Genomic DNA, 13804 nt, shown 5'->3' on the forward strand with positions numbered 1-13804 from the left:
GTCATCAATGGCGTTGTGCAAATTCATGGACCTCCGACTCGGAATTTCTCATTTCGACAGTTTCGGATTCTTCAGCGGGCTCCGCATCACCGACATATGCCGACCAGAGTCGACGGTAGGGACCGTCGGATTCGAGTAGGTCCGCATGTCGTCCGGTTTGCAACAGGCGCCCCTCGCCGACCACCACGATGAGGTCGGCGGTGGCCGCGGTCGCCAGGCGGTGCGCCACCACGATGGTGGTGCGGCCCGCCGTCAGCACCTCCACCGCGGTCCGGACCCGGGCATCGGTGGCCAGATCCAGCGATGCGGTGGCCTCATCGAGGATGAGGATGTCCGGATCGACCAGTTGGGCCCGGGCCAGCGCCAGCAGTTGACGCTGGCCCGCGGACAGGGCCGCACCGTGTGCGCCGATGGGCTGGCGGTAGCCGTGTTCGAGGGCGGCGATCATCTCGTGCGCGCCGACCGCCCTTGCCGCCCATTCGATTTCGGCCGGGGTGGCATCGGGTTTGCCATACGCGATGGCGGCGTGCACGGTATCGCCGAACAGGAACGGTTCCTGCGGCACCACACCGAGGCGATGCCGATAGTCACGCAGCCGGTAGTCGCGGATATCGACGCCGTCGACCAGCACCGCGCCGTCGGTGGTGTCGTAGAGCCGCGCGAGCAGTTTCACCAGGGTGGATTTGCCCGCGCCGGTCTCGCCGACCACGGCGACCTGCTGACCGGGCGCGATCCGCAGGTCGATCCCGGACAGCACCCGGTTTCCGGCGGTGTCGTAGGCGAAACCGACTCCGCGGAATTCGATATCGCCCGCGAGCCCTTCGACCGGGCGGGCATCGGGCGCGTCCGGGGTGGCGACCTCCTCACGCATGAGCACGCCGAGGCGCTCCACGCCGATCACCGCCTGCTGATAGCTGTCGAACACCTGTGACAGCTGCTGGATGGGCGCGAACAACAGATCCACGTACAGCAGGAATGCGATCAAAGTGCCTGCGGTGAGCACACTTTCGCGGACCTGATGCACACCCACCGCAAGCACGGCCGCGGTGGCGATGAGCGACATGATCTCGATGAACGGGAAGAACAGCGCCATCAGCGTCTGACTGCGCAGTCGCGCGTTGCGGTATCCCCAGGAGCGCCGGTCGAATTCGCGCTGATTCACCGCTTCGCGGCGGTACGCCTGGGTCACCGCGATGGTGTCGACATTCTCCTGTAGATAGGCGTTGGCGGCGCTGACCTGCTCACGCGCCAGGTTGTAGGCGGGCACCGAGGCGCGGCGGAAGGCGATGGTCGCCACCACCAGCACCGGGAGCAGCGGCAGCACCACCAGGGCCAGCCCGGCGTCGATGACGACCAGCGCGACCACGACTCCGGCGATGGTGAGGGTGCTGGTGAGCGCCACCGCGAGACCGGTCTGCAGGAAGGTGGACAGACCGTCGACGTCGGTGATCATGCGGGTCATGATGCGCCCGGCCAGTTCTCGTTCATAGAACTGCAATCCCAGGCGCTGCAATTGCGCGAACACCTTGACCCGCAGGCCGTAGAGCAGCCGCTCCCCCGCGCGCCCGGTGACCCGGACCTGCGCGACCGTGATCGCCCAGTCCACCGCGACCACCACCAGCGCCAGGCTCGCGGCGATCAGCAGGACGCCGCGCGCGTTCTCGAGCACGCCGTGGTCGATGCCGAAGCGCACCAGGAAGGGGATCAGGATCTGTGCCAGGGCGTCCAGGGCGACCAGGCCCAGACCGGCCAGCAGCGGCAGCGCGAACGGGCGCAGCAGTCCCGACAGATCGAAGGAGGTGTCGGGGGTGTGCGAGAAGTGTTCGGGCACTTCGGGTTCCCCGGACAGCGGTGGCAGGCGATCGATGAGGGCCTGTACATCCCCGCTCGGCGGTGCGCCCGACATCATGCCGCCGCCGACGCCGCCCATCGGCCCGGGCGCGCCCGCGGCGCGCTGGGAGAACGCCTTGGCGATCTGTTCGAGCACCCGGCTCTCGTCGCCGTCGGATTCGGCCTGCGCCCAGAGTCCTTCGGTGGGAACCGATTCCGCATCGGTCTCCAGATCGATGGCGATGCTCGCCGGATCGGGCGGGGTGAACAGGGCATGGAACAGCTCACCCGAGCGCTGTAGTTCGTGCAGCGTCCCGAGTTCGGCGATGCGGCCGTCATCGAGTACCGCGACGCGGTCGGCCAGCGCCAGTGTCGAAATGCGATGCGCCACCACGATGGTGGTGCGCCGTCGCACCTCGGCGGCGATGCGGGCGAAGATCTGCTCCTCGACCTGGGCGTCGATGGCCGAGGTGGCGTCATCGAGCACCAGGATCGGCGCATCGGTGATCAGTGCGCGCGCGAGTGCGAGGCGCTGGCGCTGGCCGCCCGAAAGCCGCTGTCCGCGTTCACCGATGAGCGTATCGAGCCCGTCGGGCAGCGCGGTTACGAATTCGTCGGCGGCCGCCAATCGCAGTGCGTGCCAAACCTGCTCGTCATCCGCCTCGGGTCGGCCGTAGGCGACATTGGCGCGCACCGTATCGGCCATCAGCGAGGTGTCCTCGAACACCATGGCGACCTGGTCGCGCAATTCCGGCAGTTCTCGAATATCGGTGCCGTCCAGCAGGATTCGACCACCGTCCGGATCGAAGAGCCGGGGCAACAGCTGCACCAGAATCGATTTGCCGGAGCCCGCCGCGCCCGCGATGGCCACCGTCTCGCCCGCGTCGACGATCAGGTCCAAGCCGTTCAATACCGGCGGCTGATCCTCGAATCCGAAACGCACATCCTCGAATTCGATGCGCGGCGCGTGTTCTGCCCGTACGGTATCGAGAGCCCTGGTTCCCGCCGCCCCCGTCTCGGCGGGAACCGGTGTCTCGATCACCTCGCGCACCCGATCCAGGGATGCCTTGCCCTGCTGGCTCACCGTGAGCAGCATGGAGAACATGCGAATCGGCGTCACGAATGATCCGAGATAGGTCATGAACGCCAAAAAGGTGCCCAGCGTGATGGATTGGTGCAGGGCGAGCAGCCCGCCCACGATCAGCACCAGCGCCTGACCGGCGGCCGGAATCGCCTGCATCAACGGTGTGAAGCGGCTGGTGATCCGGGTGATCCGCAGTCGCGACCGATACAGATCGCGCGCGGATTCGGCCAGCCCGTCCAGCTCGCGTGATTCCTGTCCGAAGCCCTTCACCACGCGCACCCCGGTCACCGCGGCCTCCACCCGCATGGCCACCTCCGCGGCGCGCGCCTGGGCGTCCCAGTTGGCCGGGAACAGTTCGCGCTGACTGCGTTTGGTGATGAACCACAGCGCCGGGATGACCAGCAGCGCGATCGCGGTCAGCGCCGGGGACATGGTCGCCATCAGCACCAGCGACACCCCGAGCAGTACCGCGTTCCCGGTGACCAGCGGAACCAGTTGCAGGAACATCTGAATCAGCGTCACATCGGTGATGGCGCGGCTCACCACCTGCCCGGTGTACAGCCCGGCCCGCTGCCGCCCGTTCAACCGCAGCAGCGCCGCGAACAGATCGCGGCGCAGATCATGCTGCACATCCAGGGACAATCGCGAGGACCCCACCCGCCGGGTGTATCCGGCCCCGAACCGCACCACGCCGATGACGAGCAGCAGCGCCACCCACGGCACCACCGATGCCGCACTCGCGGTGAGCGTATCGACCACATGCCGCACGATCAGCGGCAGGATCGCGGTGAGCACCGCGGCGATCACCGACCCGACCGCCGCGGCGACCACCGTCCGCCGGTGCGCGCCGCATCGCCGCAGCAGATACCGAATCCACCCGGTGGCCTCGGAACCGGCCGCCGGGGCCGATTCCGAGGCCGCGGAACCGAAACAGTCCGAGCCCGAACTCATCCGGCGACCACGAGCGCGCCGGCGGCGTCGAACTGGTTGACCGGGCGTTCGAGCCCGTAGTGCCCGCGCAGGGTGGTCTCGGTGTACTCGGTGCGGAACAGGCCGCGCCGCTGCAGGATCGGCACCACCTCGTCGACGAAGCGCTCCAGGCCCGAGGGCAGCACCGCGGGCATGATGTTGAAGCCGTCGGCCGCACCGCGGGTGAACCACTCCTCGATGGTGTCCGCGACCTGTTCGGCGGTACCGGCGAAGGTGTGGTGCCCGCGCCCGCCGCCGAGCCGGGCGATGAGCTGGCGCAGCGTGAGTCGTTCGCGCCGAGCGAGATTCACGATCAGCGTGAACCGGCTCTTGGCCCCCTGGATCTCATCCTCGGTGGGCAGATCGTCGGGCAGTTCACTGTCCAGGTCCAGATCCTCGACCGGAATGCCCCAGGTGCGGGCGAGCTGACGCTTGGCGTATTCGGGCGAGATGAGCCGCTCCAGTTCGGCATCCAATTCCCGGGCGTGCTCCTCGGTATCGCCGATGACGGGCACGATGCCGGGCAGGATCTTGATGGTCTCGGGATCGCGGCCGATCGCGACCGCGCGGCGCTTGAGGTCGGTGTAGAACTCCAGTCCGTCCTCGATGGTCTGCTGCGCGGTGAACACCGCCTCGGCGTAGCGGGCCGCGAATTCCTTTCCGTCCTCGGAGGATCCGGCCTGCACCAGCACCGGATAGCCCTGCGGGGAGCGCGGCAGGTTCAGCGGTCCGGCGACCTTGAAGTACTCACCGTCGTGATCGATCTTGCGGACCCTGTCCGGATCGGTGTGGATACCCGATTCCTTATCGGCGAGCACCGCGTCATCGGCCCAGCTGTCCCACAGTTTCGTTGCCACATCGACGAATTCGGCGGCCTTGGCGTAGCGCAGCGCGTGATCGGGCACATCGTCGAGGCCGAAATTGCGGGCCGCGTCCGCACCGGCGGTGGTGACGATATTCCAGCCGACCCGGCCGCCGGACACCCAGTCCACCGAGGCGAATCGGCGCGCCAGGTTGAATGGGGAGTTGTAGCTGGTGGACGCGGTGGCGATGAGCCCGATCCGCGAGGTCTGCACCGCGATCGCGGTGAGCAGGACCGTCGGCTCGAGCTTGCCCGCCGGGCGGCGGCCGGTATCGCCGAACAGCACCGGGCTGTCCGCGAAGAAGATGGAATCGAGCTTGCCGCGTTCGGCGATCTTCGCCAGATTCACATAGTGGTCGATCTTGGTATTCGCGTTCGGATCGGATTCCGGCAGCCGCCACGAGGCCTCGTGGTGGCCGGTCGACATGAGAAACGCGTTGAGGTGCAACTGCTTCGGGGACATGCGGTTCCTTACTCAGACTCCGGCCGGGACGACGCCCAGCGCGGTCAACAGGGTGCGGCGGTAACGCTGGAATTCGGGCTCGCCCGGATCACGTTGCGCCGGCAGATCGATGGGCAGGTCGACGGTGAGACGTCCGGCGTCCAGCACCAGTACGCGCTGTGCCAGCGTGATCGCCTCGTCCACGTCATGGGTGACCAGCAGGACGGTCGGGGTGTGTCGGGCGATCAACTCGCGCAGCAGCTCGTGCATCTTGATGCGGGTGAGCGCGTCCAGCGCGCCGAACGGTTCATCGGCCAGCAGCAGATCGGGCTCGCCGACCAGGGCGCGGGCCAGCGCCACGCGCTGCTGTTCACCGCCGGACAGTTCGGACGGCCAGGCGCGGTCGCGGCCGGTCAGCCCGACCTCGGCCAGCAGGTCGCGGCCCTCCTGGCGGCGGCTGCGCGGTTGTCCGTACAGCACATTGCTCAATACCCGCTGCCACGGCAGCAGTCGCGAATCCTGGAATACCACCGAGGTTTTCGCGGGCACCCGGAGCGTGCCGGACCCCTCGACATCGCGATCCAGTCCGGCCAGTGCGCGCAGCAGCGTACTCTTACCGGAGCCGCTGCGGCCGAGCAGGGCGACGAACTGACCGGGCGGGATGGACAGCGAGATATCGTCCAGCACAGTGCGATTCCCGAAGGAGCGCACCAGATCCCGGGTGCGGACGCCTAGTTCGAGATCGTGCGACGCCATGACAGCACCCTGCCTTCGATCAGTCGGATACCGGCATCGGAGATCAATCCGAAGACCCCGTACAGCACCAGGCAGACCAGGATGACATCGGCCTGACCGTAGTTCTGAGCGCTACTCATCATCTTTCCCAATCCGTCTGTGGCATTGACGGATTCGACGACGACCAGAAACAGCCAGGCCGAGGTGACCCCGAGCCGCAGCCCGAGGAAGAAGCCCGGCAGCGAACCCGGGATCACCACGCTGCGAATGAACTGCAACCGCGAAACCCCTTGCACCTCCGACAGTTCCACGAATCGCTTATCGATGGCGGTGAGCGCGGCATGGGTTTGCAGGTATACCGCGACCACCACGCCCAGAGTGATCACCACGATCTTGAACGTCTCACCGATGCCCAGCCACAGAATCATCAGCGGAATCAGGCCCAGGCTCGGAATGGCGCGCTTGACCTGTAGGGGACCGTCGATCAGCGATTCGCCGAGCCGGGACAGTCCCGCAATCAGCGCCAGCACGGTGCCGATCACAACGCCGACGCCGAGACCGATTCCGGCGCGGGTCAGCGAGGCGAGGGTGTTCTCGACCAGGGTGCCGTCGCGGAACAGGTCCCAGCCGGTGCCCAGGACGGTCCACGGCGCGGACAGTTTGCGCTGATCCAGCAGGCCGTAATAGCTGCCCGCCGACCAGGCGGCGAGCACCACGACCACGCCGAGCAGGCGGGCGAACGGTACCGGTTTACGAAGTCCCAGGCGGCGCAGGCGACGCCGTTCCACGAAGGTCTCGGCGGGCCGGGCGGTGGTGAGCGCCGGGCGCGGCAGTGCGAGTGTCATTGCGACTCCTTGGTCCGGTACTGGGCGGGCACCGCATCGGAGGCGAGCTGTTCGAAGCGCCTGTCGAAAAGCTGGGCGGCATCGAAACTCGAACCGAAATAGCCGGAGCGGGTGACCAGGTCGATGGTTTCCTGCTCCCACTTGATGGCGTCATCCCATTTCGCGGGGTAATACGGCTTTTCCACGGTGCTCAGAATTCGGCGCGCGGAATCCGGTGTGACCTTCTGGTCCTTCACGTAATACGCGTCGAGCCATTGGTCCGGATGCTCCCAGGCCCAAATATCGGTGCGCGCCCAGATCTTCACGAATTCGGTGATGGCGGCGAGTTTTCCGGAATCCTGGAGTACGGCGGTCGGCGCCCAGAGAATGGTCAGCGCGTCCACCGCGGGCGTTTTCACCGCGCGAGCGCCCTGTTCCCCGTACTGCGCCAGGTAGAGGGTGAGCTGCGGTTCGGCCAGCGGGGCGACATCGATCTGCTTGCCCTGCAACGCGGTGAGGAACTGCGGGCTGTTCAACTCGACGAGTTTGACATCGCTCACCGAGAGGCCCGCAGCCTGCAGGGTGCGCAATACGACCACGCCCTGCGCCTGCCCCGGCGAGAAACCGATGCGCTTACCGCGCAGGTCGGAAAGACTGTTGATCGCCGAATTCGGCGCTGTCGCAAGCTGATACAGCGGAGTCGAGCGCACCTTGACCCCGACGATCTTCGCGTCGACGCCGGTGGCGTGCGCGTGGATCGGCGGAATTCCGGCATTGGTGGCCACATCCAGCGCGCCGCCGCGGAAGGCCTGGATCACATCGGGTCCGGCCTGCACCACGGGCCAGTCGGACACGGTGAAGGGCAGGGTGTTCGACTGTCCGGACGCCTCCAGGGCGACCCGGGCGGTATTCACCGAAATGGAGAGTTTGGTGCCGGGCGGCACGCTGGTCGGCAGCGCCGCCGAAAGATCGGTATCGCCGCCCTTGGTGGCGCAACCCGCGACCAGTAGTGCGGCGGCCAGGACCAAACCTAGCCCGGGAATAGCAGAGCGCATTGGTGACTCCTGATAGAACTGCGACGGAACGAAATAGAGGAATCCGGGCAGCGAAGACAGGAGCGGGTCTCGGAACCGAGGGTGGCGGCAGGATTTCGCATAGCAAGACTCTCGCGGAAAGCGTTGCGATCGGGCAACATTCGTTCGACTTAAAATAAGTGCGAATCAAATCCCGACCGGCCGCACCGCCTGTTCGGCGGCGGCCACCACCGCGAGCGGATCGGTGAACAGCCGCTGTAGCACCGCGGCCCCGGCGGCGGTCTCCAGCACCCGCCCGAAGAACGACGATCCCGAGATCACCTCCTCGGGCCGCTCGCAGGCCGAGAACCGGCGCACGCCATCCAGATACGCCGCGCGCACGCCCGGCACCCGAATGAGTCCGGGATCCACGATCACCACCGCGTCCGGATCGAGCAGGTCGATCACCACCGCCACCACCCGCGCCAGAATGCGCGCGCGATTCACGAACAGTGTTTGCGCCGCCGGGTCGCCGACCGCCACGGACACCAGATCCGGAACACCGCGCACCGACAGACCCAGTTCGTGCGCGGCGGCCACCAGCGCGCGATCGGTGCACTGCGCCAATTCGGATTCGGCGGTATCACCCCCGGCCAGCCGGGTGATCGCGCCCGCGGCCGAGCGCGGGCCGTAATGCACCCGCCCGTGCACCGAGAACGCGACGTCGATGACATTGCCCGCGAACAGCACCACGGTGGCGGCGGTGCTGCCCGCATGCCCGAAGAGCTGTTCAGCGTGCACCAGCGCGCGGGTGTGACTGTCCAGGGTCACCGGCAGTCCGGTGTGCTCCGAAAGGTAGTGCCGCACGGCCACATTGCGCCACGGCAGGGTGCCGTGCTCGATAACCGTTCCGGCCGCGCTGTCCACCCAGCCGCCGATGGCGACGCCCAATCCGATGACGCGCTCGGTCAATTCGGCCCGCAACCGCCGCACCTCGGCGGCAGCGGCGGCCAGAATCACCTCCGGTGCCAGGGTCGCGTGCGGTATGCGATGCGAAAGCCGCACGGTCCCTGCGATATTCAACACCGCGACGGTGCAGTGGTCCGCGGCGATATGCACCCCGATCACCACATTGCCCGCGATATCGAGCACCAGCGGCGAATGCGGGCGACCCATCCCCGCAGGCCCGGCGGTTTCGGGCAATTCAATGAGCAGTCCGGCCGCGGTCAGCGCCCGCACCTGCGAGGTCACGGTCGCGGGCGACAATCCGGCCGATTTCGCGATCACGCTACGCGGCGCGGTGCCCTCCTCGAGCACCGCCCGCAGCACCGCTCCCGCACTCTTGTCCCCGCTCACCATCCCCGCACCTCCACCGGAGCGACACCGATCAACGCAGCGGGAAGCCCTGTGCCGCAAGCTGATCGCGGAGGCGATCGCGGCCCTTGAGCGCGGCGGCCGAGGCCAGCCGGGCCAGGACGCGCTCGGTCCAGGAATGTTCGAGGCGCTGTTCGGAGTAGAACTCGGCGATCCGGGTCTCGTACTCGGCGATATGCGCGCTCTGCGCGCCAGCGTCGTATGCCTCGGCGTGCAGTACGGCGTCCTGCGGCAGGCGCGGCTTCACCCGCGCGTCCTCGGACGGATCCGGAGTGCCGACCACCAGGCCGACGACCGCGAAAACCCCAGGCGGCAAAGCCAATTCGGCCGCCACCTGCTCCGGATGGTTTCGAATCGCGCCGATGTACACGGTGCCCAGGCCCAGCGATTCGGCCGCCACCAATGCGTTCTGCGCGGCCAGCGCCGCGTCCAGGAACGCCACGTAGCTGGACTCCAGGTAGTCCGCGCCCTCCAGCGGGGCGTCGCGCTCGGCGGCCAGTCCGCGCAACCGGGCCAGATCCGCGGTCCACACCAGCAGCACCGGGGCCTGCCGGATATGTTCCTGATCCCCCGCCAGCGCGGCCAGTCGCGCCTTGCGTTCGGGATCGCGCACCGCGATCACACTCCACGCCTGCAGATTCGAGGAGGTCGGCGCGGATTGCGCGGCCGAGATCAGCAGCCGCAGCGTCTGGTCCGAGATCGGATCGGGCAGATACCGGCGTACCGAGCGATGCTCGTGGAGCACCCGCAGCACCGGATTCCAGTGCGCGGGCTCGACCGGGGCGGGGTCGCGGTAGCGCTGGGCCACCACCTGTTCCGGGGACGGGGCGATCTGAGTCATGGCGAGTATCGTCGCCGTGATGACCGCCCGAGTCAGCTATTGACCGCAGCTCGATTCGAACCCACAGCCGGGCCGGGGGCTCACAGCTCCGCGAGCAGCGGGAGCAGCTGCGTGCCCTGACGTTCGATCTCGGACAGGTACGGGGTGTCGGACAGCACGAAATGCGTGATGCCGAGATCGCGATAGCGCCGCAGGGATTTGGCGACGTCCTGCGCCGAACCGACCAGCCAGGTGGTGCCCGCGCCGCCCCCGCCGAAGCGGCCCGGCGTGGTGTAGAGGTTGTCGTCCAGCACCTCCCCGCGTGCGGCCAGATCGAGCAGGCGCTGCTGTCCGACCGCCGTCTGCCGCCAATTCTGCTGTTCGCCTTGCCTTTCGGCCATCTCCGCCACCTTCGCCTCGGCATCGGCCCATGCCTGTTCGGTGGTATCGCGCACGAAAGTGGTGACGCGCAAGCCGAATTCGAGCGGTGCGTGCTCGCGGCCCAGTTCATCGCTCAGCGCGCGCAGTCGTTCGATGCGCTCGCGCACGCCCTCCAGGGGTTCACCCCAGAACAGCTGCACATCGGCCTCGGTCGCGGCGACCCGTTCGGCCGCATCGGACGCGCCGCCGAAGTAGAGCGTGGGATGCGGGCGACCCTCGCGCGGCGTAATCCGGGGCACCACGGTGGAATCGGTGACCTGATAGTGCTCACCGCGGTAGGTGACGTTCTCCTGCGTCCAGAGCTTGCGCACCAATTGCAGAAACTCTTTCGTGCGCCCGTACCGCAGCGCCTGATCCTCCTCGCTCTCGCCGTACGCGGGAAGATTGTCCTTACCGGAGACGATATTGATCCGGACCCGGCCACCGGAGAGGTGATCGAGCGTCGCTGCGGCGGTGGCGAAATTCGCGGGCCGCCAGTAACCGGGGCGGACGGCGATCAGCGGTTCGAATTTCTCGGTGCGCGCGGCCAGCGCGGTGGCGACGGTGAAGGTATCCGGACGCCCCCACCCGGTACCCAGCAGCGCGCCCTTCCAGCCGTGTTCCTCCAGCGCCCGCGCCTGCGTGGTCAGCGCGTCCAGACTGTTGTGGCCGATGCCCGCGGTATCCCCGCGATGCCCCGGATCGATCTGATTGGGGATGTACCAAAGGAATTCGACGCTCATAGCGATGATTGAACCCGCGCGCGCACCATCCGCTGAGAGATAAATTCCGCGCGATTCCAGACAACGCTCACCACACCCGACAGGGCGGGGTCACCGCGTATCCGTCCGCGCGGCGTGGGAAGTCAGACGCTCGGCATCGACCACGGCGATGATTCGCCCCTCGTGCGTGATGACCACCGGGCCGGTTCGCCCGTCCAAGCGCGCGACCGCGTCCGCGAGCGGAGCCGTGCTGCCCACCACCGGCAGCGCCTCGGACAGGTGCTCGCTCACCGGATCCGTATCAGGTGCCTCGGCCAGCCCGGTCCGGGTGATGCTGCCGAGCAGTTCGGTCGCCACCAGCGGTCCGGATGCGTTGCGCTGCAACACCACCGGGAGCGCCTCGGCCGTGCCGAGCAATTCCCGCGCCGATGCCACCGGTGCGCCCGACAGCACCACGGGCACGGCCTCGCCGCCCAGATCACCGAGGATCGATCCGACGGTCGGTCCGGCGACCGGACCGGTCAGCTCGAAACCGAAGGTGCCCAGCCACTCGTCACTGAAGTACTTCGACAGGTAGGCCCGCCCGGAATCCGGTGCGAGCACCACCACGACGTCATCGGGTCCGAGTGCACGCGCGGTACGGAGCGCGGCGGCGATCGCCGTCCCGGAGGATCCGCCGAGCAGTAGCCCTTCCTCCCGCGCCAGCCGGTGCAGCACCCGAATCGCCTCGGCGTCGACGACCTGTTCGATACGGTCGACCACATCCACCCGGTACGCCTCCGGCCACAGATCCTCCTCTGTCTCGGGGTGCAGGAAGTGACCGACGGCCTCCACGAACCAGATTCGGCCGTCGCCGCCACCGTACACAGAGGTTTCCGGGTCCGCGCCGATCACCCGCACCGACCCGCCGGATACCTCCTTCAGGAAGCCGCCGGTACCGCTGATGGTGCCGCCGGTGCCGATGCCCGCGACGAAATGCGTTATGCGCCCATCGGTTTGCGCCCAGATCTCGGGACCGGTGGTGGCGCGGTGCGCGGCGGGATTGGCGGGGTTGTCGTACTGCCCGGCGAACCACGCGCCGGGGATCTCCTCCACCAATTTCAATGCGACACTGCGCAAATGCTCCGGATGCCCGACCGGCCGCAGTCCAGGCGTGATGTGCACTTCGACACCGTAGGCGCGCAGCAGCGCCTTCTTCTCGGCACTCACCTTGTCCGGCACCACCACGATGGTGCGGTAGCCGCGCGCCGCGGCGATGGCGGCCAAACCGAGTCCGGTATTGCCGGAACTGGCCTCCACCACGGTGCCGCCCGGACCCAGTTCCCCGGACGCCTCGGCGGCCAGCAGCATGGCGCGCGCCGCGCGATCCTTCACGCTGCCACCGGGATTGAGGTATTCGAGCTTGACGTACACGGTGGCCTGAATGTCATCGGTGACCCGGTTCAGCCGCACCAGCGGCGTATTGCCGATGGCATCGGCGAACGAGTCGTACGTGCCCGCGGTGGCGGCGGATACGGCGGTCATGCGGCGGCCCTGCCTGTCTCGCCGAGCGCGTCGAACAGCTCCCGGCGTAGTCGGAGATATTCGGGATGGTCGTGATCACGCGGGCGTGGCAGGTCGATCGGTAAGTCCCACACCACTTTTCCGGGCCCCGGATGCAACATCGGGCCACCACTTCTCGGCGACCGCCGGATGTGAACGGAGCCAGCCGATGAGCGCGTTCTCACCGTAGTGCGCCAGCAGCGGATTGGCGGCATCGGCGCTCACCCCGCGTGCCCGCGCGGCCAATTCGGCGGGCAATTCAAGGGGTTCGACCACGGCGTCCAAGCGCGGACCCAGAAAGAACGGCACCGAATACCGGTCGACCCCGGCGGGCGGGCTCACCACCCGATGATCGGTGGCGATCAGATACCCCTGCGTCGCGATCTCCAGCATCTCACCGATATTGAAGACGAAGCTGCCCGGCACCGGTGTCACGTCGATCCAGCCGTCCGGGCCGCGCACCTGGAGCCCGCCGACCTCGTCCTGTTGCAGGAGCGCCAGATAGCCGTAGTCCTTGTGCGCGCCGACGCCCTGATCGTCGCCGGTGGTGTCGCGGCCCGGATAGTGAATGATCTTCACGTGCGTGGTGGCCTCCGCATCGAACCAGGCGTCGAAGTAGCCCTCGTCCTGTCCGAGCGCGGCGGCCAAGGCGCGCAACACTTCCCGGCTCACCCGCAATGCCTCGGCCTGCCAGGCCAGGGTGACCGCGCGCAATTCCGGCAGTGCGGGCGGCCACTGATTGGGTCCGATCAAACGCTGCCAGATCGGATCCCCGGCCGCCCCGGACAGCGCGTCCCGCTCGGGCCCGATATCGATCTGCTCCCGCCGATCCGGCGCGCCCGCGGTGTATTCGTGCCCGGTCGAGGTGTAGCCCCGGAACTGCGGTGAATGAATATTCTCGATCTCGAGCCGCTGTTCCAGCGGTAGCGCGAAGAACCGCCGCGCCACCTCGAAAATACCCTCGGTCAATGTCTCCGGCACCCCGTGCCCGACGACGTAGAAGAATCCGACTTCGTGTGCGGCGTAACGCAACTCGTCGAGAAACGCGTCCCGCTCCGGCCCGCGGAAACGGGAGATGTCGATGAGCGGCAATCGATCGGTCATCACAGATCCTTCGCGAGGCGGGCCCGGACAGTGCTCCCTTTCGAAGCTAACCGCCCGCACCGC

General features: G+C 67.6%; 10 protein-coding genes. All 10 read right to left on the reverse strand.

The window, feature by feature from the left end; all coding sequences use genetic code 11:
• Positions 1–4 precede the first annotated feature (4 nt).
• The 10 genes from ACFC0O_RS41215 to ACFC0O_RS41260 all read right to left on the reverse strand — a co-directional run bounded on the left by ACFC0O_RS41215 (position 5) and on the right by ACFC0O_RS41260 (position 13741).
• Positions 5–3865 (reverse strand): ABC transporter ATP-binding protein, encoded by a 3861-nt coding sequence (locus ACFC0O_RS41215; protein ID WP_375967683.1) that lies wholly within the window; start codon positions 3863–3865, stop codon positions 5–7.
• Positions 3862–5208, reverse strand: a complete 1347-nt coding sequence (locus ACFC0O_RS41220) for an LLM class flavin-dependent oxidoreductase (protein WP_375967685.1) — start codon at positions 5206–5208, stop codon at positions 3862–3864. The genes ACFC0O_RS41215 and ACFC0O_RS41220 overlap by 4 nt, the downstream gene beginning before the upstream one ends.
• 12 nt (positions 5209–5220) lie before the next feature.
• The gene (locus ACFC0O_RS41225; RefSeq protein ID WP_375967687.1) at positions 5221–5943 is read right to left on the reverse strand and encodes an ABC transporter ATP-binding protein; all 723 of its coding nucleotides are present in this window, start codon (positions 5941–5943) and stop codon (positions 5221–5223) included.
• Entirely contained in the window at positions 5919–6767 is an 849-nt protein-coding gene (locus tag ACFC0O_RS41230) for an ABC transporter permease (protein ID WP_375967689.1), read from the reverse strand. Before ACFC0O_RS41230 ends, ACFC0O_RS41225 begins: the two co-directional genes overlap by 25 nt.
• Complete coding sequence (locus ACFC0O_RS41235) at positions 6764–7801, reverse strand: ABC transporter substrate-binding protein (RefSeq protein ID WP_375967691.1); 1038 nt, start codon at positions 7799–7801, stop codon at positions 6764–6766. Before ACFC0O_RS41235 ends, ACFC0O_RS41230 begins: the two co-directional genes overlap by 4 nt.
• Positions 7802–7966: 165 nt before the next feature.
• Entirely contained in the window at positions 7967–9115 is a 1149-nt protein-coding gene (locus ACFC0O_RS41240) for an ROK family protein (protein ID WP_375967692.1), read from the reverse strand.
• Between the two features lie 31 nt (positions 9116–9146).
• Positions 9147–9974 carry an NADPH-dependent oxidoreductase gene (locus ACFC0O_RS41245; protein ID WP_375967694.1) on the reverse strand — a complete coding sequence of 276 codons (828 nt, stop codon included), beginning with the start codon at positions 9972–9974 and terminating at the stop codon, positions 9147–9149.
• 80 nt (positions 9975–10054) lie between these two features.
• The gene (locus ACFC0O_RS41250) at positions 10055–11116 is read right to left on the reverse strand and encodes an LLM class flavin-dependent oxidoreductase (RefSeq protein ID WP_375967695.1); all 1062 of its coding nucleotides are present in this window, start codon (positions 11114–11116) and stop codon (positions 10055–10057) included.
• 90 nt (positions 11117–11206) lie between these two features.
• Entirely contained in the window at positions 11207–12619 is a 1413-nt protein-coding gene (locus ACFC0O_RS41255) for a pyridoxal-phosphate dependent enzyme (protein ID WP_375967697.1), read from the reverse strand.
• Positions 12620–12694: 75 nt separating this feature from the next.
• Complete coding sequence (locus tag ACFC0O_RS41260) at positions 12695–13741, reverse strand: isopenicillin N synthase family dioxygenase (RefSeq protein WP_375967698.1); 1047 nt, start codon at positions 13739–13741, stop codon at positions 12695–12697.
• Positions 13742–13804: the final 63 nt, after the last annotated feature.

It is taken from the genome of Nocardia sp. NPDC056100 (genome assembly GCF_042266325.1).
Lineage (GTDB): Bacteria > Actinomycetota > Actinomycetes > Mycobacteriales > Mycobacteriaceae > Nocardia.

What these genes read in the sequence shown, in the direction of transcription:
- ACFC0O_RS41215 (WP_375967683.1), bottom strand. Translation starts at nt 3,865, where the DNA reads ATGAGTTCGGGCTCGGACTGTTTCGGTTCCGCGGCCTCGGAATCGGCC.
- ACFC0O_RS41220 (WP_375967685.1), bottom strand. Translation starts at nt 5,208, where the DNA reads ATGTCCCCGAAGCAGTTGCACCTCAACGCGTTTCTCATGTCGACCGGC.
- ACFC0O_RS41225 (WP_375967687.1), bottom strand. Translation starts at nt 5,943, where the DNA reads ATGGCGTCGCACGATCTCGAACTAGGCGTCCGCACCCGGGATCTGGTG.
- ACFC0O_RS41230 (WP_375967689.1), bottom strand. Translation starts at nt 6,767, where the DNA reads ATGACACTCGCACTGCCGCGCCCGGCGCTCACCACCGCCCGGCCCGCC.
- ACFC0O_RS41235 (WP_375967691.1), bottom strand. Translation starts at nt 7,801, where the DNA reads ATGCGCTCTGCTATTCCCGGGCTAGGTTTGGTCCTGGCCGCCGCACTA.
- ACFC0O_RS41245 (WP_375967694.1), bottom strand. Translation starts at nt 9,974, where the DNA reads ATGACTCAGATCGCCCCGTCCCCGGAACAGGTGGTGGCCCAGCGCTAC.
- ACFC0O_RS41250 (WP_375967695.1), bottom strand. Translation starts at nt 11,116, where the DNA reads ATGAGCGTCGAATTCCTTTGGTACATCCCCAATCAGATCGATCCGGGG.
- ACFC0O_RS41255 (WP_375967697.1), bottom strand. Translation starts at nt 12,619, where the DNA reads ATGACCGCCGTATCCGCCGCCACCGCGGGCACGTACGACTCGTTCGCC.
- ACFC0O_RS41260 (WP_375967698.1), bottom strand. Translation starts at nt 13,741, where the DNA reads ATGACCGATCGATTGCCGCTCATCGACATCTCCCGTTTCCGCGGGCCG.